Genomic DNA, 20,312 nt, shown 5'->3' with positions numbered 1-20,312 from the left:
CCTATCGCCTGCTCGGCTCGGACACGCCCGGTTCGCTGGTGCTGCGGCGGGTGCGCGCGATCAGCCAGAAGCCGCCACCGGCGATCCCCACGGTGACGAGCACGCCGATGACACCGGCGACGCCGCCGGTGCCCTCGCGACCGCCGAGCGCGTAATCAGCCAAGGGCGAGTCGGCGAGGTCGTGCTCGCCGGCGTGGCGGGCGATGCAGTCCCCGGTCAACTCTTTGCCGACACTGGTCTCGACCACCTCGCAGCCGCGCAACGTCGTCGAGTCCAGGCCGTCGGGGCTCGAGCTCGCGAAGTAGGAGACCACCCCGGCGATCAGCAGGGTGGCCGCAGCGAACGCCACCCAGAACCATCTGCGTTGCGTCATACCGGAACCTCCGCTCGCTGGCGCCGCATCAGGTAGACGAGGTCGGGACGCGCCCGCGCCACCGCCATCACGGTGACGGCGGTGATGGCGCCTTCACCGAGACCGATCAGGACGTGAGTGAGGAACATGTAGCCGGTGACGGTGCCCATGGACGCCGGGGCGGCTCCACCGATCGAGTATTCGAGGACGAATCCCATTGCTGCGCAGACGGTTCCGACGAGTGCGGCGACGAACGCGACGACCCCGATGGTGCGCACCGACGGTTCGGCGGACCGGCGGCGCACCACTGCGTACAGCGCCACCGCCAGGCCGTACCCGGCCGCCACCCCGATGACCGCCATGTTCACGATGTTCATCCCCAGAGCGGTGACGCCACCGTCGGCGAACAGCAGGGACTGCACCACCAACACGATCGCGATGCACAGCGCACCGGTATAGGGCCCGACGAGGATGGCCGCCAGCGCGCCACCGAGCAGGTGGCCGCTGACGCCGGGCAGGATCGGGAAGTTGACCATCTGGACGGCGAAGATGAAGGCCGCCACCAGACCGGCCAGCGGCACGGTGCGCTCGTCGAGTTCGGTGCGCGCCTTCCAGACGCAGATCGCCAGCGTGATCACCGCGATCGCGCCGAACGCCACCGACGTCGGGGCGTCGACGATGCCGTCGCTCATGTGCATGGCGTGGTGGTGGACGATCACCCGACGAGCCTATTCCGCCATCTGATCACCTGTCTAGCTGAGCAGATGAACAGCTTTCACCCTGCCCGAACGGTCAGCGGTGACCGTGACCGGCATGCCTGGCGCCGATCCAGTGCAGCAGATCGTGGACGATGTCGTCGGCCAACCGGTAGCTGACCGAGCGGCCGCTGCGGGTGCTCGCCACCCAGCCCTGCGTGCGCAGCACTCGCAGCGCCTGCGACACCGCGTTCTCCGAACGCCCCAGCGCAGCCGCGAGATCGCTGACGCAGATTCCCGGCGCCCGGTGCAGGCTCAGCAGGATCTCCAGGCGATGCGGGTCGGACAGCAGGTCGAAACGTTGGGCCCAGCCGGCCGTGTCGACGTCGGACAGTGCCGACGACGCCAGCTCGATCACCGACGGATCCTCCACACCGCCAAATGTAGTCCTCGGCGAGCGTGCGGAGAATGCCGGCATTCACGGCGTGTCGAGGTGCAGACGCGCACCCTCGCGCAGCGGCATTCAGTCGAGGAAGCCGTGCAGCAGCGCCGCCGAGGCCCAGACGTGCGCGGTCATCGTCTGCGCCGCGCTCTCGGCATCACCGGCCAGGATCGCCATCACGATCGCCTCGTGCTGTTCGTCGGAGTGTTCGATATTGCGTGCCAGCAGCGGGATCCGGTCGAGCAGTTCGTTGAGCCGCATCCGGTTCTGGGCGACCAGCGGCATCAGGGACGGCACTCCGGCCGCCTCGGCTATCGCCAGGTGCAGCCGGGAGTCCAGCCGCCGGTACGCCTCGGGCTCGGACCCGCGGACATCGGAAAGCCGGTTCCACAGCGCCTCCCGCTCGGTGGCGGTCAGCGTCCGGCCCGCCGCCAACCGCGCGGCGCCCACCTCGAGCACCTCCCGCAGTTTCAGCGCGTCATCGATGTCGGCGCGGGTGAACCGGACCTCCTCGGCGCTGGGCGCCGGCAGCGCGTCGGCCAGGAAGGTCCCGCCGTAACGCCCACGGCGGGACACCAGGTACCCGGCGTCGGCCAGCGACTTGATCGCCTCGCGGACGGTGTCGCGGCTGACACCGAGCCGGGCGGCCAGCTCCCGTTCCGGCGGCAGCGATTCACCCGGGTGCAGCACCCCCAGCCGGATCGTCTGCAGCAACCTCTCGACGGTGTCCTCGAACGCGTTGAGCGGCCGCACCGGGCGCAGCAACGCGTCACTGGCATCAGCTCCCTCGGGGGATCCAGCTCTGTCGCTCGCGTCCGGTGCTGCCGACATCGGTGAACGCCGCCCTACAACGGCGTGACGTAGGCCGAGCTGATGCCGCCGTCGACGAGGAACGACGACCCGGTGATGAACGACGCATCGTCGCTGGCGAGGAAGGCCACCGCGGCGGCGAGTTCCTCGGGTTCGGCGAACCGGCCCACCGGCACGTGCACCAACCTGCGGGCGGCGCGTTCGGGATCCTTGGCGAACAGTTCTTTGAGTAGCGGCGTGTTCACCGGTCCGGGGCACAGCGCGTTGACGCGGATCCCCTGACGCGCGTACTGCACACCGAGTTCCCGCGACATCGCCAGGACCCCGCCCTTGGACGCGGTGTAGGAGATCTGGGACGTCGCCGAGCCCATCACGGCGACGAACGACGCGGTGTTGACGATCGCCCCCTTCTGCTGCGGGACCATATGCCGCAGTGCGGCCTTGCAGCAGAAGAACACCGACTTCAGGTTGATGTCCTGCACCCGGTCCCACGCGTCGACGCTGGTGTTCTCGATCAGGTCGTCCTCCGGCGGACTGATGCCCGCGTTGTTGAACGCGATGTCGACGCCACCGTGGACCTGGACCGCGGTGTCGAACAGGTGGTCGACCGCGACCTGGTCCGAGACATCGACCTGCACAAAGGTCACGTTGAGGTCGTTCGCGACGCTCTGGCCGGTGGCCGGGTCGACGTCCCCGATCACAACGATCGCGCCTTCGGACTGCATCCGCTTCGCAGTCGCCAGACCGATGCCGCTGGCGCCGCCCGTGATCACGGCGACCTTGTCCTTCAGTCGCTCGGTCAGATCCATCAGGCACCTTCCTCGTCGGCTTGGACCGAAATGAACACATTCTTGGTCTCGGTGAACGACAGCGGCGCGTCAGGACCGAGCTCACGGCCCAGCCCGGACTGCTTGAAGCCGCCGAACGGCGTGTTGTACCGCACCGACGAGTGCGAGTTGACTGAGAGATTGCCGGCCTCGACGGCGCGCGACACCCGCAAAGCCCGCGACAGGTTGTCGGTCCAGATCGACCCCGACAGTCCGTAGACGGTGTCGTTGGCCAGTGCGATGGCATCGGCTTCGTCGTCGAACGGCAACACCGTGACCACCGGACCGAAGATCTCCTCGGTGACGGTGCGGTCGTTGCGCGGCGGTGTCAGCACCGTCGGCGGGAACCAGAATCCCGGACCTGTCGGTGCGGAACCCTGGAACACGATGGGCGCGTCCTCGCCGACGAACCCCGCCACCGAGTTCCGGTGCGCCTCGGACACCAGCGGACCCATCTCGGTGCCACCCTCACGTGGATCACCCACCACGACACCCTTGACCGCGGGCTCCAGCAACTCCATGAATCGGTCGTACACGTTGCGCTGCACCAGGATCCGACTGCGGGCACAACAATCCTGGCCGGCGTTGTCGAAGACCCCGTAGGGTGCGGTGGCCGCGGCCTGCTCCAGATCACAGTCGTCGAAGACGATGTTGGCGCTCTTGCCGCCCAACTCCAGGGTGACCCGTTTGACCTGTGCGGCGGCACCTGCCATCACCCGGGTACCGACCTCGGTCGATCCGGTGAACACGATCTTGCGGACATCGGGGTGGCTGACGAAGCGCTCCCCGACCACCGATCCCTTGCCGGGCAGCACCTGGAACAGACCGGGGGGCAACCCGGCGTCGAGGGCCAGTTCGCCGAGCCGGATCGTCGTCAGCGGGGTCCACTCCGCGGGTTTGACCAGCACGGCGTTGCCGGCTGCCAGCGCCGGGGCGAACCCCCATGACGCAATCGTCATCGGGAAGTTCCACGGGGTGATCACCCCGACAACCCCCAGAGGCTCGTTGAACGTGACGTTGAGTCCACCCGCAACGGGGATCTGCTTGCCGGACAGCCGCTCCGGCGTCGCGGAGTAGTACTGCAGGACATCGCGGACGTGCCCGGCCTCCCACCGTGCGTTACCGATCGGGTGCCCGGAGTTGGCGACCTCGAGAGCGGCCAGTTCCTCGACGTGCGCGTCCACCACGGCCGCGAACGCCCGCAGGGCCGCGGCGCGGTCGGCGGGGGCCCGCCCCGCCCAGTCCCGCTGGGCGGCGACGGCTCGGGCCACCGCGTCATCGACCCCGGACTCGTCGGTCTGCTCGACGGTGCGCAGCACCTCCTCGGTCGCGGGGTTGATCACATCGCTGGCGGTCATAGGCTCACTTTCCGGATCTTGTGGGTTGCGTAGGACGTCGCGGCGGCCACCAGCCCCGCGAACAGCCGAAGGTCATCGAGGCGCTCCTCGGGATGCCACTGCACCGCCACCGCCCAGCTGTGCGGGTACCGCCGCGGGTCGACCTCGACGGCTTCGATCACGCCGTCGGCGTCGGAGGCGCTGACGATCAGGCCGTCACCGATCCTGTCGATGGACTGGTGGTGGTAGCACTGGGCGTCGGTGCTGTCTCCGACGAGCGAGGCGACCCGCGTCCCGGGCACCGTCACGATCGTCGAGGTGCTGAACACCGCGTTGCCCTGCTGGTGGTGGGCGTGTCCCAGCACGTCGGGCAGGTGCTGGTGCAACGTGCCGCCGAGCGCGACGTTGAGCACCTGTGCTCCCCGGCAGATGCCGAGAACCGGCAGACCCCGGCGCAGCGCCCCCTCGACCAGGGCGAACTCGAAGGCGTCCCGGGTGCGGCTGTCGGCGACGGGCTCGTCGGTGGCGGGATGCCGGGGGCTGCCGTAGGCCGCCGGGTCGACGTCGCGCCCGCCGGTGACGATCAGGCCGTCGATACCGTCGAGCACGCGCTCGGCGATACCCGCGTCCACCGGCTGCGGCGGCAGCAGCACCGAGATGCCGCCGGCCAACCCGACCCCCTCGAAGTAGATGGCCGGCAGGAAACTGGCACGCACGTCCCATACTCCGGTCTGGGCGGGCTGCAGATACGTGGTCAGCCCGATGACCGGCCGATCGGTGCCGACGTCAAAGCCGTTCGAAGCCACGCACCCTCTCCCAATCCGTCACCGCGGCGTTGAACGCCTTGAGCTCCACGCGGGCGTAGTTGAGGTAGTGGTCGACGACGTCGTCACCGAACGCATCCCGCGCGATCCGCGAATTGTCCAGCAGCTCCACCGCTTCGGTCATCGTCGTCGGAAGCCGCTCGGCGCCACTGGTGTAGGCGTTGCCTTGCACCGCATCCGGCAGTTCGAGCTCCTGGTCGATGCCGTGAAGTCCGCCGGCGATCAGCGCCGCGACAGCCAGGTACTGGTTGACGTCACCGCCCGGGGCCCGACATTCCATCCGCATGCCCTGGCCGTGGCCGACCACCCGCAATGCACAGGTGCGGTTGTCGATTCCCCAGGCGACCGCGGTCGGCGCGAAGCTGCCGTCGACATACCGCTTGTAGGAGTTGATGTTCGGCGCGTAGAACAGCGTCATCTCCCGCAGCGTGGCCAGCTGGCCGGCGACGAAGCTGCGGAACATCTTGGACATGCCGAGCTCGTCGTCGGGATCGGAGAACACCGGGACGCTGGCGACACCGTCCTCGATGCCGCGGAAGGAAATGTGGATGTGGCAGCTGTTGCCCTCGCGCTCATCGTATTTCGCCATGAACGTCAAGCTCTTGCCATGCTGGTCGGCGATCTCCTTGGCGCCGTTCTTGTAGATGGTGTGGTTGTCGCAGACCACCAGCGCCTCGTCGTAGCGGAATCCGATCTCCTGCTGCCCGAGGTTGCACTCCCCCTTGACCCCCTCGCAGTAGAGCCCGGCGCCCTCCATCCCGAGACGGATGTCGCGCAGCAGCGGCTCCATCCGGGTCGACGCCAGCATGGCGTAGTCGATGTTGTAGTCGGTGGCCGGCACCAGCCCGGCGTAGTCGGTCTTGAAGGCCTCGCGGTAGGGCGTGTCGAACACCATGAACTCGAGCTCGGTGGCCGCGATCGCACCCATGCCGCGTTCGGCGAGGCGGTCGAGTTGACGCTGCAGGATGGTGCGCGGCGCCTGCGTGACCGGTCTGCCGTCGGTCCACGACAGATCCGCCATCACCAACGCCGTCCCCGGCAGCCACGGCAGCAGCCGCAGCGTGCTGAAGTCCGGCGTCATCACCATGTCGCCGTAGCCCGTTTCCCAACTGGAGATCGCATACCCGTCGACGGTGTTCATGTCGACATCGACGGCCAGCAGGTAGTTGCAGCACTCGGCGCCGTGCTCGGCGACCTCCTCGACGAACAGTCGCGACGAGATCCGCTTGCCCGTGAGTCGGCCCTGCATGTCGCAGAACGCGACGATCACCGTGTCGATCTCCCCGTCCGCGACCCTGCGTTCGAGGTCTGCCTTCGACAGCATCCCCGGTGCGCCGCCCATCAGTGCTGCCGCCTCTTCGCCCGAACGCTCATCAGTACTCCCGCTCTCTTCGTGCCGAACCCGACGGTCACCCGACCATTGGCGCGGGTGTCGGCTGCGGCCGTTCCCCCACGGTTCCCCCAAAATGCCACGTTCAAAGGTAGGACGCCAGACCAATAGGACACCGATTATTGCCGATGGTGCGCGCCGTCGCTGCCGTCGGACCCACCCCGGGTGCGCCGCGCCTCTCAGCCGGGGTCACCGATTCGCGGGGTTTCAACAGGGGATGTCCGGGTATCAGACCTGCGCTCCGGGGCCTGTAGCGTGGCCGCGAAGTCAGATCGAGGAACCGCCGACACTGGAGTAGGGTCGAACAGGTGTGTGGAGCCACCGGCGAGGTACGCCTCGACGGAAGAACCCCAGATATCAGCGCTGTCGCGGCGATGGCCGCCTGCATGGTGCCCCGCGGGCCGGACGCCGCAGGGGTGTGGTCGCAGGGCAGGGTCGCACTCGGGCACCGACGCCTGAAGATCATCGATCTCTCCGAGGCGGGCGCGCAGCCGATGGTCGACTCCGAACTCGGGCTGTCGGTCGCCTGGAACGGCTGCATCTACAACTACGAAGAATTGCGCGACGAACTCCACGGCCACGGTTACCGCTTCTTCTCCCACAGCGACACCGAGGTCCTGCTCAAGGGTTACCACCACTGGGGGGACCGGTTCGTCGACCATCTCAAGGGGATGTTCGCCTTCGCCATCGTCGAGCGTGACAGCGGGCGGGTGCTGCTGGGCCGCGACCGTCTCGGCATCAAGCCGCTCTACATCACCGAGGACTCCCACCGGATCCGGTTCGCGTCGTCACTGCCCGCGTTGCTGGCCGGCGGCGGTATCGACACCCGCATCGACCAGGTGGCGCTGCACCACTACCTGACGTTCCACTCGGTGGTGCCGCCGCCCCGCACCATCCTGCGCGGTATCAGCAAGGTGCCGCCGGCCTCGCTGGTGGCGATCGAGCCGGACGGCACGCGCACCACCACCACCTACTGGGAGCCGGACTTCAGCCGCGCCGAGGAACGCTCCGGCTGGTCCGAACAGGACTGGGAGGACGCGGTTCTGGAGTCGCTGCGGCTCGCCGTCAAACGCCGCCTGGTCGCCGACGTGCCGGTGGGCTGTCTCCTGTCGGGCGGTGTCGACTCCAGCCTCATCGTCGGGCTGCTCGCCGAAGCCGGGCAGCAGGGCCTCAAGACTTTCTCGATCGGCTTCGAGTCGGTGGGCGGGGTCAAAGGCGACGAGTTCCACTACTCCGACATCATCGCCGACAGGTTCGCCACCGACCACCACCAGATCCGCATCGGCACCGATCGCATGCTGCCCGCGCTCGACGGCGCGATCGCCGCGATGAGCGAGCCGATGGTCAGCCACGACTGCGTGGCGTTCTACCTGCTCAGCCAGGAAGTGTCGAAGCACGTCAAGGTGGTGCAGTCGGGGCAGGGCGCCGACGAGGTGTTCGCCGGCTACCACTGGTATCCGCCGATGGGAGCGCCGGAGGCGGCCTCGGTGCAAGGGTCGGTGGCCAGCTACCGGGCCGCGTTCTTCGACCGCGACCAGACCGGGTACGCGTCGCTGGTGTCTCCCGGCGTCGCCACCGCGGACGATCCCAGCGAGCGTTTCGTCACCGAGCACTTCGCCCGCGCCGGAGCGCAGTCCGGCGTCGACCGGGCGCTGAGGCTGGACACCACCGTGATGCTGGTCGACGACCCGGTCAAGCGCGTCGACAACATGACGATGGCGTGGGGACTGGAGGGCCGGGTGCCGTTCCTCGACCACGAACTCGTCGAGCTGGCCGCCACCTGCCCGCCGCACCTCAAGACGGCGCACGAAGGTAAGGGCGTGCTCAAGCAGGCTGCCCGCCAGGTGATTCCGGCCGACGTCATCGACCGGCCCAAAGGCTACTTCCCGGTGCCCGCACTCACCCATCTCGAGGGGCCCTATCTCGACCTGGTCCGCGATGCGCTCTACGCGCCCGCCGCCAAGGAGCGTGGACTGTTCCGCCCGGAGTCCGTGGAGCGGTTGCTGGCCGACCCCAACGGCAAGCTCACCCCGCTGCGCGGCAACGAGCTGTGGCAGATCGCACTGCTGGAGCTGTGGCTGCAACGGCACGGCATCAACGGGCCTGCCGCATGACCGACACCGATCCTCGCCTCGATCCCGACGAGGGTCACCCCGAGGGGATCACCCTCGCCCTCCACGACGCGTCCCCGCCACACATGGTGGACGCGATGGCTGACGACGTCGTACTCGAACTCGGTTGGGGCCGACTCATTTTCGGGCAGACCTTCGCCGACCAGGAAATGCTCGCCGAGGTGCTGCGCCAGGAGGGCCACGGCCGCCGCGACATCTGCATCTACGCGCGTGAACCCCACGTCCTGGTGTCCAAGGCGCCGGCCGAACTGTTCATCGATCCCAGTCACACCTACCGGTTGCGGTTCGCCGAGAGCGAGGAGACCGCGCCGACGCTGCGCGGCTTCAGTGTCCGCACGCTCGAGAGCCGCGTCGACGCCGACGAGATGAACCGGGTCTACGTCCGCTGCGGGATGGTGCCCGCCCCCAACGACGTCATCTGGGACAACCACTGTCACCAGGATTCCATCGACTACCTGGTCGCCGTGCGTGATGACGACGGCGCCGTCCTGGGCACGGTGACCGGCGTCGATCACGCCGCGCTGTTCTCCGATCCCGAGAACGGATCGAGCCTGTGGACGCTGGCGGTCGACCCGGCCGCCACGGTTCCCGGTGTGGGGGCCGCATTGACCCGCAGCCTCGCCGCCCTGTACCGCGACCGGGGCCGCGCCTACATGGACCTCTCGGTGGCACACGACAACACCGCCGCGATCGCGCTGTACGAAAAGCTGGGTTTCGCCCGGGTGCCGGTGATGGCGGTCAAGCGCAAAAATGCCATCAACGAACCACTGTTCACCCATCCGCCGGAGACCGTCGACGACCTGAACCCGTACGCGCGGATCATCGCCGACGAGGCCATCCGCCGCGGAATCTGGGTGGAGGTGCTCGACGCCGAGGCCGGTGAGATGCGGCTGTCGCACGGCGGGCGCAGCGTCGTCACCCGGGAATCCTTGTCGGAGTACACCTCTGCAGTGGCGATGAGCCGTTGTGACGACAAGCGGCTGACCCGCCGCATCGTCTCCGACGCCGGCATCATCGTGCCGAGAGGCCGGCTGGCCACCTTCGACGAAGCCGACCACGAGTTCCTGGCCGAGGTCGGGGACGTCGTCGTCAAGCCGACCCGCGGCGAACAGGGAAAGGGCATCACCGTCGGGGTGGACGGCCCCGAGGAGCTGGACGCGGCGCTGGCCCGGGCGCGCGAGCAGCATCCCGAGGTGCTCATCGAACAACGCGCCGAGGGCGACGATCTACGGCTGGTGGTGATCGACGGCAAGGTGGTCGCCGCCGCGCTGCGCCGGCCCGCGGAGGTGACCGGGACCGGCCGCCACACCGTCAAGGAGCTGATCGAGGCGCAGAGTCGCCGACGGGCGGCCGCCACCGGCGGGGAATCGCGGATCCCGATGGACGCGGTGACCGAGACGACGGTCAAGGAGGCGGGCTGGTCGTTCGACGACGTGCTTCCGGAAGGCACCCGGCTGCGGGTCCGCCGGACCGCGAACCTGCACCAGGGCGGAACGATCCACGACGTCACCGCGACCGTGCACCCGGAACTCCGGTCGGTGGCCGTCGCCGCCGCCGACGCGATCGGCGTCCCGGTCACCGGCATCGACCTGCTCGTCCCTGACGTCACCCGGCCGGAGTACGCGTTCATCGAGGCCAACGAGCGGCCCGGGCTGGCCAACCACGAACCGCAACCCACCGCGAAGGCTTTTGTGGACTTCCTGTTCCCCGGACAGCCGGGAATACCCCAGAACTGGACCCCTGAAGAGGTCGATCGCACGAAGTCCGATTCGCCGTAGGTCACCAGGTGCTGGTGCGCATCACGATCTCGGCGGCCAGTTGTGCGGTGGAGTCGGCCGCATTACGTCGGCCGAGCAGATCGACGACCCGGTAGTCGCCGTAGACGAAGCGCTGGGTGGCCTTGGCGACCGCACGCGCCGCCGGGGTGCTCACCAGCGCGGTGGTGTTCAGCTCGACAGGTGGGCAGCGCTCGTCGCGGACCACCCCGGCGAGATCGGCCACCCGCGGATGGCCGCGGTCGATCACCACCAACCCGGTGAACCGGTCGAGTCGGGTCGCCGCCAGCTCCCACGCCAGTTCCCCACCGAGCCGGTCACCGACCAACAGCGCCCACGAGACGTCGAGGGCATCGAGGACGCCGATCACGGATTTGGCGGTGAGTCTGGGGTCGGGACCGATGACGACGGTCTTCAGTGACGCGGTGTGCAGACGCTGGCAGACGGGCTCGTAGGCGGCGGGGGCTTGATGGGCCGCGCCGAGCACCACCACGACAGACCCCTTCTCCGGGCCGGCGACCTCGACGGGCACCCCGAACCCGTCGACGGTGATCATTGGAGAAGGCATTGCGTAAAACTACAGGCAGCAGCGAAGTCCGCGGGCGGCTTTTCATGCTCTGGTCCAGCGGTCAAGCCGCCTGAGCGCGTTCGGCCTGTTGGTCGGCGATTTCCAGAAATGTCTGCGGCAGCGCGCCTTTGACGGCGATGCTGGGGTCCGGCGTGGGCAGAGCGAGGCCGAACACTGCCATCGTCCCCACGTTCTCGAACGAGAAGTACACGCTGCTCTCGACGCCGCCCAGCTTCATCGTCTGTTGGTAGACCAGCGCATCCGGCCGTGGGGTCTGCAGCTTGGTTGTGGTCACCGGGATACCGGGATCGGACGGCTCGAAGAACGTGTCGTACTGTGCGCACCGCTCGGCTGTGGCGGCCAACTGCTCGAGGTTCAGCGACCACGTCAACACGGTCATGACCACCCGCGCACCGTCGTAGGCCACCACGTACTCCGCTGCGCTGCCTGCCCCGCGCTCAGCCGTCGCGGCGATGTCCCGGGTCAGCCCGTCGGTGCAACCCTGGGGCGACGAGAGCATCGGCGGTGGCGCGCCCGCGCCGTCTTCTTCTCCGCGGTCTTTGACAATGCGCTGGTAACGCACACCGGCAGGGAAGTCGGCCTCGGTGAGCACCGCGCGCTCGAGCCTGGCGCCCGGCCAGACCGCGGTGCCGGTGACCGCCTGCGCACACCCGGCGAGCACGGCGGCGGCCAGGGTCGCCACGGCAGCCCTCGCCACCCGGTGCCCGGTCATGCCACCAGGCTACTCAGGTACCGGGCCTCACAGCTGGGTGAGGATTTCCGCTCCGGCGTCGGTGACCACCAGGGTGTGTTCGAACTGGGCCGTCCACTTCCCGTCCTTGGTGACCACGGTCCAGTCGTCGTCCCAGATCTCGTAGTCCAGGCTGCCGAGGTTGATCATCGGCTCGATCGTGAACGTCATGCCCGGTTCGAGCACCGTCTCGACGGCGGGTTGGTCGTAATGCAGCACCACCAGACCGTTGTGGAAGGTGGTGCCGATGCCGTGCCCGGTGAAATCACGAACCACGTTGTAGCCGAACCGATTTGCGTAAGCCTCGATGACGCGGCCGACGACCGAGAGCGCCCGCCCAGGTTTGACGGCCTTGATGGCGCGCATGGTCGCCTCGTGGGTGCGTTCGACGAGCAGGCGGTGCTCCTCGGAGACGTCACCGGCCAGGAACGTCGCGTTGGTGTCACCGTGCACTCCGTCGATGTAGGCGGTGACGTCGATGTTGACGATGTCGCCGTCCTCCACCACCGTCGAGTCGGGGATTCCGTGGCAGATCACCTCGTTGAGCGACGTGCAGCACGACTTCGGGTAGCCCTTGTAGCCCAGCGTCGACGGGTAGGCGCCGTGGTCGACCATGTAGTCGTGGGCGATGCGGTCCAGTTGGTCTGTCGTGACCCCGGGGGCGACGGCTTTGCCGGCTTCGGCGAGTGCCCCCGCGGCGATCTGTCCGGCAACCCGCATCTTCGCGATGACCTCTGGTGTCTGCACCCATGGTTCGGTGCCCTCACGCACCGTCGGCCGCCCCACGTACTCGGGACGGGCGATCGACTTGGGCACCGGCAGCGTCGGTGACACCACGCCGGGGCGAAGGGCGGTCCGTACTGGCATGTGGCCAGACTATCGGGAGAATGGGACTCTCGTTCTCGGAGAATGGTGCTAGCGTTCGTGGCATGCAGGTCACCCCGGGTCACTTGTTCAGCAGGCTGGACTTCCGTGATGTGGAAGAGTCCGACGAGCGGCTGGTCATCGAATTGGACAACCGCCCCGACCTGGTGAACAGACGTGGCGCACTGCAGGGTGGCCTCGTCGCCACCCTGATCGACATCGCCGCAGGCCGGCTCGCAGATCGACACGTCGGACCGGGGCAGGATGTCACGACCGCGGACATGACCGTGCACTTCCTGGCGCCGATCCTGGAGGGCCCGGCCCGGGCGGAGGCCACCGTGGTGCGCGCCGGGCGCCGCCTGTCGGTCATCGCGGTGGACGTCACCGACGCGGCGCGTGACCGGCTCGCGGCGCGCGCGACGCTGAGTTTCGCGGTCCTGGACCCGCGCTAGGTTCACCCGATGCTGATCGCGGCGAGTGCCCGGTGCACCCGCGACGGCAACGAACCTCCGCTGAGGAGCCAGTCGTCGAGAGCGATCCGGATCGCGGCCATGGCGAGCGCGCCCAGCAGCCGTGGCCGCGGATCGTCGGGTGACGGGTCGGTGAACCGGGGAGCCACCAGCTCGGCGATGGTCGCCTCGTACCGCAGGTAGATCTGCAGCGTCCAGGCGCTGAAGACCGGCGATGAGCGCGTCAACGTCGCGAGCTCGCGAACCTGGTCACTGATCTCGTCAAAGCCGTCGCCGAGGTCCTCGAACGCCGCGACGACCGCCGCGGTGGCGGATGTCCCCGGCGGCTGCGTGGCGATCGCGGCGGTGATGCGGTCGAGCCAGTGGGCGGTCATCCCGTCGGCGACCGCATCCTCCTTCGCGTTGAAGTACCGGAAGAAGGTGGCGCGACCCACTTCGGCGGCCGCGGCGATCTGGTCGACGGTCGCCCCGGCCAATCCCTGTTCGACCACAACCTGCGCTGCCGCGGTCGCTATCCGGGCCCTGGTCGCCCGCTGCTTGCGGACGGTCAGACTTTCCGGCGATTTCTCCTCTGAGACAGCGTCCATAGTGAGACTATGTCTCACCGTGGAAGCTATCGGCAACGAAGACACCCGGGCGGTCCTGGAATCCTGGCGGTTCGTCCAACAGATGCTGGCCGACCTGACGGGCACGGTCCTCGAAGACGCCGCCGATGACCGTGAACTGCGCGAGGGGCTGCGCATGCTGGCCAAGGTGACTGCGCTGTGCACCGAGTTGTCCGTCGAGGCCGACCCACTGCGGCCACACTTCTTCGACATGTGCACCGCCACCAGGATGGTGGGCGGACCCAACCCCGACGGTCGATATCTGCTGGCGATGATTCGCGGTGACCACCGCTACCGGGTCACCGGACGCCGCGGCAGCACCACCTATCTCGGGTTCCAGGTGCTCGCGGGCACCGGGCTGACCCCGCGGCGGATGGCGGGCTATCTCAGCGACACCGCACTGCAGTGCACGCAGGGGTCCTTCGCCCTGGTGCTCGCCGCCACCGACCCGGGCCCCGACGCGCTGAACGGCGCCCAGTGGATCCCCATCCCCGAAGACGCGTCGGCGATCGTGGTGCGCGAGTACATCGCCGATGCCGCCACCGAGACGCCGGCCTCGATGACCATCGAGTGTCTCGACAGCGCAGCGCTGCAACCGGTTTCAGCCGCCGAGGCGGCCGCCGCGTTCACCGCGATGGCGTGGACGATCGTCAAGCTGGCCACGCTGCACCGCACCATCAAGCCCGAACTGCTCACCCAGCCCAACACGCTGGTCACCGCCGCAGCCGCCGAACTCGGTGGGGCGGACACCACACCGGACAACCTGTACATGCTCGGGTCGTTCGCGCTCGACTGCGACGAATCGCTGCTGCTCGAATTCACCCCTCCCGACACCCGCTACTGGAACGTCACGCTCGAGAACGTCTGGCACGAATGCCTCGAACCACACCACCGGCACAGCTCGGTCACGAACAAGGGCGTCACCCCGGACGGCGACGGCGTGGTGCGCATCACAATCGGCGCCGGCGACCCCGGCCACGGCCACTGGCTGGACACCGGCGGCCGGCGCCGCGGCTTCGTGGTGCTGCGCTGGCTGGACAACCCGGACGCACCGGCCGTGCACACGACCGTCCGCCGCGGCACCGCCTCGTGAGCGCCCGCCTCGCCCCGGACCACCTCGTCGCACAGTCGGTCGAGACCGCCGGTACCGACGATTTCGGTGACGATGCCAGTTGGCGCGAAGGCCTCGCCCGGCTCTGCGACGGGTTGGCCGCCGACGCGCGGCTCAACGATCTCGGCGTGGAGATCGCGGTCATGGACGTCGTCCGGGCCCTCAGCAACCGGCTGCGGATCGTCGACTGGCGCAGGCGCCACCCCGAGGTCGCCGCGTCGCCCGTCGGGCGACCGCTGTTCATCGTGGGGCAGCCCCGCACCGGCACGACCATCCTGTTCGACCTGCTGGCCCAGGATCCCGCGTTGCGACCGCCACTGACCTGGGAGGTGGACCACCCCTACCCGCTGCCCCGGCCCGACACCTACGACAGCGACCCGCGGATCGCCGAGACACAGGCCGCCATCGAGGCGTCGGAACAGATCGTGCCCGGACTGCTGGTCCATCACCCGATGGGTGCTCTGGTCGGGCAGGAATGCGTCCGCATCACCGCGGGGCAGTTCTGCAGCATGATCTTCTCGGTCCAGTACCGGCTGCCCGGCTACTATCACTGGCTGCTCCACGAGGCCGACCACGCCGCTGCCTACCGGTACCACCGAATGTTCCTGCAGCACTTGCAGTCCGGTGTACCCGGTCCGGCAGAGTCGCCCTGTCAGTGGCTGCTGAAGTCACCGGCGCATCTGTGGCAGCTCGACGCGCTGGCAGCCGAATACCCCGACGCGGTGATCGTGCAGACCCATCGTGATCCGCTCAACGTCATCTCGTCCATCAGCGCGCTCACCCACCATCTACGCCGGCTGGCGTCCGACGAGTCCTCGATCACCGAGTGTGCGACGCAGTCGAGAGAGGAGATCGTGATCGGCCTCGAGCGTGCGATGGCGCTGCGGGACTTCGGAGCCCTGGGCGGGTTGCGTTTCGTCGACGTGCAGTTCGCGGAGTTCATCCGGGACCCGCTGGCCACGGTACGGGCGCTCTATGCACGCCTGGGCCGCGAGCTGGAGCCGGCCACCGAGAGGCGGATGCGCGACTTCCTGATCGCCCACCCCGGTGACCACGGTGGCACCCGGTACCGCTGGGCTGACACCGGCCTGGACGCCGCCGAGGTCCGCGAGCAGGTCCGCGGGTACCAGCAGCGCTACGGGGTTGCCGACGAACAGCTCAGGTAGCGGTCAGCCGCGTAGCGGACGGGGGAACCGAAAAGACTTGCGCGGCCCGCGAACGTCCACCGAACCGCACACCACCTTGCCGGTGAGGATGACGTGCGGGGCGCCTTCGGCCGGGGCGTCCCTGCGGTGGTCGTGGGCGCTTCCGACGTTGACCTCGACATCGTCGATGGACGCGCTCGCACCGTCGGGGAGCCGCAGATCCAGGCCGCCGAACTTCATGTCGAGTTCGATGACGACGATCGGGCCCGCGAAGCGCGCACGAGTCAGGTCGAGCTCGACCGATCCCATGCGCCGGTGCAGCGCGAGCCTGCTGGGCACCACCCACTCACCCTGGCGCTTGAGCGATCCGAGCACGCCGCGCAGTTCCACGCGGTCGGCGGCCGAGGTGACGATGGCGCCGGGACCGGGCAGGTCGCCGACGAGCGTGTCGAGGTCGGAACGCAGCCGCGCCCGCGACACCATCGCCGAACGCTCCTCGAACTCGTCGATGTCGATCAGACCGAGGGCCACGGCGTTGTGCAGCCGGCGCAGCGTGCCGTTGCGGTCGGCGTCTGAGATCCGCATCTCGACGGCTTCGGCGGGCAGGCCGCCGGGGATGTGGTTGATTTCGGTCATGGCGTCTTCCACGGTACCGCCGTCAGCTGCGCAGATCCCAGCCGATCCGGCACAGTCGGGCGCTCAGGCGAGGTAATCCGGCGGCAGTTCGTCGAGCATGCCCTTGAGCATCCGCACCGCGTACTCCGAGCTGCCGCCGCCGACGATCAGCGCCGAGAACGCCATGTCACCGCGATATCCGGTGAACCACGAGTGCGACCCGCCTGCGAACTCCGCCTCACCCGTCTTACCGCGCACATCTCCGGCGCCCTGCAGGTCCTCGGCGGTGCCGTTGGTGACCACCAGCCGCATCATCGGCCGCAGGCTGTCGACCACGCCCGCCGGGATGGGCTCACTCTCACCGCTGATCTCGGTTTCGCGTCCGTCGATGAGATGGGGAACCGGGGTGCGCCCGGCGGCGACGGTGGCGGCGGCCAACGCCATCCCGAAGGGACTGACCAGCACCTTGCCCTGACCGAAACCGTCCTCGGTGCGCTCGGTGAGATTGACCGTCGGCGGCACCGATCCGGTGACGGTGTCGATGCCCTCGATGGTGTAGTCCGGGCCGATGCCGTACTGCGCGGCGGCCTGGGTGAGCCCACGCGGGGGCATCCGGCTGGCGAGTTCGGCGAACGTCGTGTTGCACGAGCTGGCGAACGCCCGCGACATCGGCACCGTGCCGAGGTCGAACCCGCCGTAGTTCGGCACGGAGCGGTGGCCGATGTCCATCCGCCCCGGGCAGCCGAGAAGCGTGTTGGGCGTGGCCATGTCGCGTTCGATCGCCGCGCCTGCGGTGACGATCTTGAACGTCGACCCGGGCGGGAACAGGCCCATGGTGGCGATCGGGCCCTCGCGATCGGCGGCGGCGTTCTGCGCGACGGCCATGATCTCACCGGTCGATGGCTTGATCACGACGATCATGGCCTGCTTGCCGGTGGTGTCGACGGCGTGCTGCGCGGCGTTCTGCACCGAGCGGTCCAGGCTGATGGTCACCGACGGCGCCGGGTCACCGGCCACCTCGTGGAGGATGTCGACGTCCACGCCGTTCTGGTTGACGCTGACGATGCGCCACCCGGCGGTGCCGTCGAGCTCGTCGACGACGGCGTTCTTGACCTGATTGACCAGAGCCGGAGCGAAGTTCTCGTCGGTGGGCACCATCTCCGGTTGCGGGGTGATCACCACCCCCGGGAGGGCCCCGATGGCGCCGGCGACCGCGTCGTGATCGGCCTGACGCAGCGTGATCAGGCTCAACGGAGCCCGCTTCGAACTGGCCAGTTCGGCGAGCCGCTGCGGATCCAGGGTGTTGTCGAACCGGTGCAGTGCGCCGACCACCGCCCGCGCGGTGGGCATCAGCTCGGAGCCGGCCGCCCGGGCATCCAGCGCGAAGTGGTACCGGTAGCCCGGCACCAGGACGTCGGTGCCGCCCCGTTCGTTGACCGAGGCGCGCCGCGGCTCGTCCGCCCGCAGCGCCAGGGTCTGGTTCTCCCCCAGCCTCGGGTGCACGCCGGTGGCGCTCCAGCGGACTTCCCACCGCCCGTCGGCCCGGACCATGTTCAGCCGTCCGTCGTAGGTCCAGGAGCGGTCCTTGGGAAGGCGCCAGGTGTAGCGGTAGGCGATGCTTCCGGTGTCCTCGGCGTACTTCGAGCTGAGGATCTGGGCGTCCAGGCCAGTGGCCTGCAGGCCGGCCCACACCTCGTTGAGCGCGGCCCGGGCGGCCTCTGGCCGGTCGCTGAGCTGGGCGGCGGCCGTGGTGTCGCCGACAGCCAGCGCGGCGAAGAACTCCTCGGCCGCCGGTTCGGGTCCATCGGGCCGAGGTGTGCAGGCGCCGAGGGTGACGACCAGCAGGACCGCCATGGCGACGCCGGTCGCGCGTGATGCAGATGAGAACAGAGTTGCCATTGAGGCAGATGTTACGAACCTGAGACCGCATCGTCGCGTAGGCGCACCGTGACCACGCCGAGATCCGACTTTCGCAGCCGAAGTGCGAGAGGCGACCTGCAGAAGTCGGATCTGGGCGTGGCGAGTGATGCGGCTTCTAGCTGCCGGCGGCCGGCGCGCGCACGACCAGCGGCACCGCCGGGAAGTAGGCGGCCATCTCCGAGCGGGAGGTGCGCAGCGCAGCGGTGCCGTAGCCCTGCTTGCGGTGGTCCGGGTGGATCCAGATGCGGACGTCGACCTCACCGTCGGAGAGCTCGCCGAAGACCATCCCGACCTTGGACGACCCGACCTCGGCCACCAACCAGACCGCCTCCTCGGCGGCGACCCGTTCGACGGCCTCGCGGATCTCCTCGCCGAGTTCACCCGGGGGCGCGGCCGTGCCGTCGCCTGCTGCACGCACGTCGTCGGTGCGGGCGGCGAAGATGTCCCGGTCCACTTCGGCCGCGAACGGCCGCAGCATCAGCCGGCGCGCCGAGCGGGCGGACTGCTCGGCGGAGGCGAACGACAATTCCTGGCTGTTGAGGTCGTCCAGTTCGGCTGCGATCCTGCGGCGCGAGACCTTGGTCAGCCGGTCGAACGACAACCTCAGCACCGCTTCGGCCGCCGTGTCAGAGGTGTCGAGCAGGTCGGCGATCGCCTCGATCGCCGCGTCGTAGTCGTCGGAGGCAACGACCGCGTCGAGCACCTCATGTCTACGTCGAAGTGCGTGGACGAGCGCGTCGGCGATGATCCTGCGCTGCGCCGTCATGTCCTGCTCGGTCATGTGGGCCAGAGTATTCGGCCGTGGAGGTCAGTCGAGCAATACCGTGGCGAACGACCCCACCTCTTCGAACCCGATCCGCGCGTAGGTGGCGCGTGCGACGGTGTTGAAGCTGTTGACATACAGGCTGGCGATGCGGCCACTGGCCACTACGGCGGCGGCCAGCGCGGCCGTACCTGCCGTTCCGAGGCCGCGGCCGCGCCAGTCGGGATGTACCCACACGCCCTGGATCTGGCCGACCGCCGGCGACTGGGAGCCGATCTCGGCCTTGAACACCACCTGACCCCGCTCGAACCGGGCCCAGGCCCGTCCGGACGCGATCAGCCCGGCGACCCGGCGCCGATAACCCCGGCCGCCGTCCCCTGCACGCGGGTCGATGCCGACCTCGCCGATGAACATGTCGACGGCGGCGACGAGGTAGGCGTCGAGCTCCTCGATGCGCACCGGGCGGACCTGCGGGTCGACCGCACACACGGGTGCCGTGCCCAGCGCCATCAGCGGCTGGTGGGCGCGAACGTCACGGGCAGGGCCCCAGACATGTTCGAGGCGCTGCCACATCGGCAGCACCAATTCGGCGCGGCCGACAAGCGACGAGCATCGCCGCGCCTGGCTCATCGCCTTGTCGGCGAAGGCATTGAGATCGTCACGCCCGCCGCGTAACGGAATCAGGTTGGCCCCGGCGTAACACAACGACTCGCCGGCCCGCCGCCGGGTCCAGAGCTCGCCGCCGATCCCCGAGGGTTCGATGCCGTACTCGGCGACGCGCGATGCGACCATGCACGAAGCCACCGGGTCACTGTCGAGCACCTGCCGAACCGCGGACATGTCACGGATGTCGCGCAGCACCGACACCCTTCGCTCATCAACGAGGCGGAAAAGCGGAGGAGCCGACATCTGGACT

General features: G+C 68.8%; 21 protein-coding genes. 5 read left to right on the top strand and 16 right to left on the bottom strand.

Annotation, left to right across the window (positions count from 1 at the left end):
- Position 1 precedes the first annotated feature (1 nt).
- From G6N53_RS15075 to G6N53_RS15040, 8 genes are all read right to left on the bottom strand, one after another.
- Positions 2–373, bottom strand: a complete 372-nt coding sequence (locus tag G6N53_RS15075) for a PDGLE domain-containing protein (RefSeq protein ID WP_163889618.1) — start codon at positions 371–373, stop codon at positions 2–4.
- Positions 370–1,050, bottom strand: a complete 681-nt coding sequence (locus tag G6N53_RS15070) for an energy-coupling factor ABC transporter permease (RefSeq protein ID WP_163895912.1) — start codon at positions 1,048–1,050, stop codon at positions 370–372. The genes G6N53_RS15075 and G6N53_RS15070 overlap by 4 nt, the downstream gene beginning before the upstream one ends.
- Positions 1,051–1,144: 94 nt before the next feature.
- Complete coding sequence (locus G6N53_RS15065) at positions 1,145–1,525, bottom strand: ArsR/SmtB family transcription factor (protein WP_163889616.1); 381 nt, start codon at positions 1,523–1,525, stop codon at positions 1,145–1,147.
- 45 nt (positions 1,526–1,570) lie between these two features.
- Complete coding sequence (locus G6N53_RS15060) at positions 1,571–2,320, bottom strand: FadR/GntR family transcriptional regulator (RefSeq protein ID WP_163889614.1); 750 nt, start codon at positions 2,318–2,320, stop codon at positions 1,571–1,573.
- A 14-nt stretch (positions 2,321–2,334) separates the two neighbouring features.
- Entirely contained in the window at positions 2,335–3,111 is a 777-nt protein-coding gene (locus G6N53_RS15055) for a 3-oxoacyl-ACP reductase (protein ID WP_205390559.1), read from the bottom strand.
- Positions 3,108–4,484 carry an aldehyde dehydrogenase family protein gene (locus tag G6N53_RS15050; RefSeq protein ID WP_163889610.1) on the bottom strand — a complete coding sequence of 459 codons (1,377 nt, stop codon included), beginning with the start codon at positions 4,482–4,484 and terminating at the stop codon, positions 3,108–3,110. The genes G6N53_RS15055 and G6N53_RS15050 overlap by 4 nt, the downstream gene beginning before the upstream one ends.
- Positions 4,481–5,269: a gamma-glutamyl-gamma-aminobutyrate hydrolase family protein gene (locus G6N53_RS15045; protein WP_205390383.1), complete on the bottom strand. Its 789-nt coding sequence runs from the start codon at positions 5,267–5,269 to the stop codon at positions 4,481–4,483. The genes G6N53_RS15050 and G6N53_RS15045 overlap by 4 nt, the downstream gene beginning before the upstream one ends.
- Positions 5,250–6,629, bottom strand: a complete 1,380-nt coding sequence (locus G6N53_RS15040) for a glutamine synthetase family protein (protein WP_163889607.1) — start codon at positions 6,627–6,629, stop codon at positions 5,250–5,252. The genes G6N53_RS15045 and G6N53_RS15040 overlap by 20 nt, the downstream gene beginning before the upstream one ends.
- A 356-nt stretch (positions 6,630–6,985) precedes the next feature.
- Here G6N53_RS15040 and G6N53_RS15035 point away from each other — a divergent pair, with 356 nt between their 5' ends.
- A complete protein-coding gene (locus G6N53_RS15035; protein ID WP_163889605.1) occupies positions 6,986–8,791 on the top strand; it encodes an N-acetylglutaminylglutamine amidotransferase in 1,806 nt (601 codons plus the stop codon).
- Positions 8,788–10,587, top strand: a complete 1,800-nt coding sequence (ngg, locus tag G6N53_RS15030; RefSeq protein WP_163889603.1) for an N-acetylglutaminylglutamine synthetase — start codon at positions 8,788–8,790, stop codon at positions 10,585–10,587. The genes G6N53_RS15035 and ngg overlap by 4 nt, the downstream gene beginning before the upstream one ends.
- Before the next feature lies 1 nt (position 10,588).
- On the opposite strand, the gene G6N53_RS15025 is transcribed toward ngg, so the two are convergent.
- From G6N53_RS15025 to map, 3 genes are all read right to left on the bottom strand, one after another.
- Entirely contained in the window at positions 10,589–11,152 is a 564-nt protein-coding gene (locus tag G6N53_RS15025) for an alpha/beta fold hydrolase (RefSeq protein ID WP_163889601.1), read from the bottom strand.
- Between the two features lie 61 nt (positions 11,153–11,213).
- The gene (locus tag G6N53_RS15020; protein WP_163889599.1) at positions 11,214–11,885 is read right to left on the bottom strand and encodes a hypothetical protein; all 672 of its coding nucleotides are present in this window, start codon (positions 11,883–11,885) and stop codon (positions 11,214–11,216) included.
- A gap of 27 nt (positions 11,886–11,912) precedes the next feature.
- Positions 11,913–12,770, bottom strand: coding sequence for a type I methionyl aminopeptidase (gene map / locus G6N53_RS15015; RefSeq protein WP_163889597.1), 858 nt, complete (start codon positions 12,768–12,770; stop codon positions 11,913–11,915).
- Positions 12,771–12,832: 62 nt separating this feature from the next.
- Between map and G6N53_RS15010 the strand changes: the two genes are divergently transcribed.
- On the top strand, positions 12,833–13,219 hold the full coding sequence (locus G6N53_RS15010) for a PaaI family thioesterase (protein ID WP_163889595.1): 387 nt from the start codon (positions 12,833–12,835) through the stop codon (positions 13,217–13,219).
- 2 nt (positions 13,220–13,221) lie between these two features.
- On the opposite strand, the gene G6N53_RS15005 is transcribed toward G6N53_RS15010, so the two are convergent.
- Positions 13,222–13,824, bottom strand: coding sequence for a TetR family transcriptional regulator (locus G6N53_RS15005; RefSeq protein ID WP_163889593.1), 603 nt, complete (start codon positions 13,822–13,824; stop codon positions 13,222–13,224).
- Positions 13,825–13,906: 82 nt separating this feature from the next.
- Between G6N53_RS15005 and G6N53_RS30245 the strand changes: the two genes are divergently transcribed.
- Positions 13,907–14,935, top strand: coding sequence for a DUF1214 domain-containing protein (locus tag G6N53_RS30245; RefSeq protein WP_237166746.1), 1,029 nt, complete (start codon positions 13,907–13,909; stop codon positions 14,933–14,935).
- Positions 14,932–16,119, top strand: coding sequence for a sulfotransferase family protein (locus tag G6N53_RS15000; RefSeq protein ID WP_237166526.1), 1,188 nt, complete (start codon positions 14,932–14,934; stop codon positions 16,117–16,119). Before G6N53_RS30245 ends, G6N53_RS15000 begins: the two co-directional genes overlap by 4 nt.
- 3 nt (positions 16,120–16,122) lie before the next feature.
- Here the strand turns inward: G6N53_RS15000 and G6N53_RS14995 are convergent, their stop codons facing one another.
- From G6N53_RS14995 to G6N53_RS14980, 4 genes are all read right to left on the bottom strand, one after another.
- Positions 16,123–16,734 carry a DUF1707 SHOCT-like domain-containing protein gene (locus G6N53_RS14995; protein ID WP_163889589.1) on the bottom strand — a complete coding sequence of 204 codons (612 nt, stop codon included), beginning with the start codon at positions 16,732–16,734 and terminating at the stop codon, positions 16,123–16,125.
- 63 nt (positions 16,735–16,797) lie between these two features.
- A complete protein-coding gene (locus G6N53_RS14990; protein WP_163889587.1) occupies positions 16,798–18,612 on the bottom strand; it encodes a penicillin-binding transpeptidase domain-containing protein in 1,815 nt (604 codons plus the stop codon).
- Positions 18,613–18,748: 136 nt separating this feature from the next.
- On the bottom strand, positions 18,749–19,414 hold the full coding sequence (locus tag G6N53_RS14985; RefSeq protein WP_163889584.1) for a GNAT family N-acetyltransferase: 666 nt from the start codon (positions 19,412–19,414) through the stop codon (positions 18,749–18,751).
- Between the two features lie 27 nt (positions 19,415–19,441).
- Positions 19,442–20,305 carry a GNAT family N-acetyltransferase gene (locus G6N53_RS14980; protein ID WP_163889582.1) on the bottom strand — a complete coding sequence of 288 codons (864 nt, stop codon included), beginning with the start codon at positions 20,303–20,305 and terminating at the stop codon, positions 19,442–19,444.
- Positions 20,306–20,312 lie beyond the last annotated feature (7 nt).

The sequence above is a fragment of the Mycolicibacterium hippocampi genome, assembly GCF_010723735.1.
Lineage (GTDB): Bacteria > Actinomycetota > Actinomycetes > Mycobacteriales > Mycobacteriaceae > Mycobacterium > Mycobacterium hippocampi.
The sequence above is the reverse complement of the archived record's forward strand: the minus strand, read 5'-3'. Positions and strand labels throughout refer to the sequence as shown.

Bases quoted from the DNA above. Each gene is read 5' to 3' on its own strand.
- G6N53_RS15075 (WP_163889618.1), bottom strand. From the start codon at position 373: ATGACGCAACGCAGATGGTTCTGGGTGGCGTTCGCTGCGGCCACCCTG.
- G6N53_RS15070 (WP_163895912.1), bottom strand. From the start codon at position 1,050: ATGCACATGAGCGACGGCATCGTCGACGCCCCGACGTCGGTGGCGTTC.
- G6N53_RS15065 (WP_163889616.1), bottom strand. From the start codon at position 1,525: ATGCCGGCATTCTCCGCACGCTCGCCGAGGACTACATTTGGCGGTGTG.
- G6N53_RS15060 (WP_163889614.1), bottom strand. From the start codon at position 2,320: ATGTCGGCAGCACCGGACGCGAGCGACAGAGCTGGATCCCCCGAGGGA.
- G6N53_RS15050 (WP_163889610.1), bottom strand. From the start codon at position 4,484: ATGACCGCCAGCGATGTGATCAACCCCGCGACCGAGGAGGTGCTGCGC.
- G6N53_RS15040 (WP_163889607.1), bottom strand. From the start codon at position 6,629: ATGGGCGGCGCACCGGGGATGCTGTCGAAGGCAGACCTCGAACGCAGG.
- ngg (WP_163889603.1), top strand. From the start codon at position 8,788: ATGACCGACACCGATCCTCGCCTCGATCCCGACGAGGGTCACCCCGAG.
- G6N53_RS15025 (WP_163889601.1), bottom strand. From the start codon at position 11,152: ATGCCTTCTCCAATGATCACCGTCGACGGGTTCGGGGTGCCCGTCGAG.
- G6N53_RS15020 (WP_163889599.1), bottom strand. From the start codon at position 11,885: ATGACCGGGCACCGGGTGGCGAGGGCTGCCGTGGCGACCCTGGCCGCC.
- map (WP_163889597.1), bottom strand. From the start codon at position 12,770: ATGCCAGTACGGACCGCCCTTCGCCCCGGCGTGGTGTCACCGACGCTG.
- G6N53_RS15010 (WP_163889595.1), top strand. From the start codon at position 12,833: ATGCAGGTCACCCCGGGTCACTTGTTCAGCAGGCTGGACTTCCGTGAT.
- G6N53_RS15005 (WP_163889593.1), bottom strand. From the start codon at position 13,824: ATGGACGCTGTCTCAGAGGAGAAATCGCCGGAAAGTCTGACCGTCCGC.
- G6N53_RS30245 (WP_237166746.1), top strand. From the start codon at position 13,907: ATGCTGGCCGACCTGACGGGCACGGTCCTCGAAGACGCCGCCGATGAC.
- G6N53_RS14995 (WP_163889589.1), bottom strand. From the start codon at position 16,734: ATGACCGAAATCAACCACATCCCCGGCGGCCTGCCCGCCGAAGCCGTC.
- G6N53_RS14990 (WP_163889587.1), bottom strand. From the start codon at position 18,612: ATGGCAACTCTGTTCTCATCTGCATCACGCGCGACCGGCGTCGCCATG.
- G6N53_RS14985 (WP_163889584.1), bottom strand. From the start codon at position 19,414: ATGACCGAGCAGGACATGACGGCGCAGCGCAGGATCATCGCCGACGCG.
- G6N53_RS14980 (WP_163889582.1), bottom strand. From the start codon at position 20,305: ATGTCGGCTCCTCCGCTTTTCCGCCTCGTTGATGAGCGAAGGGTGTCG.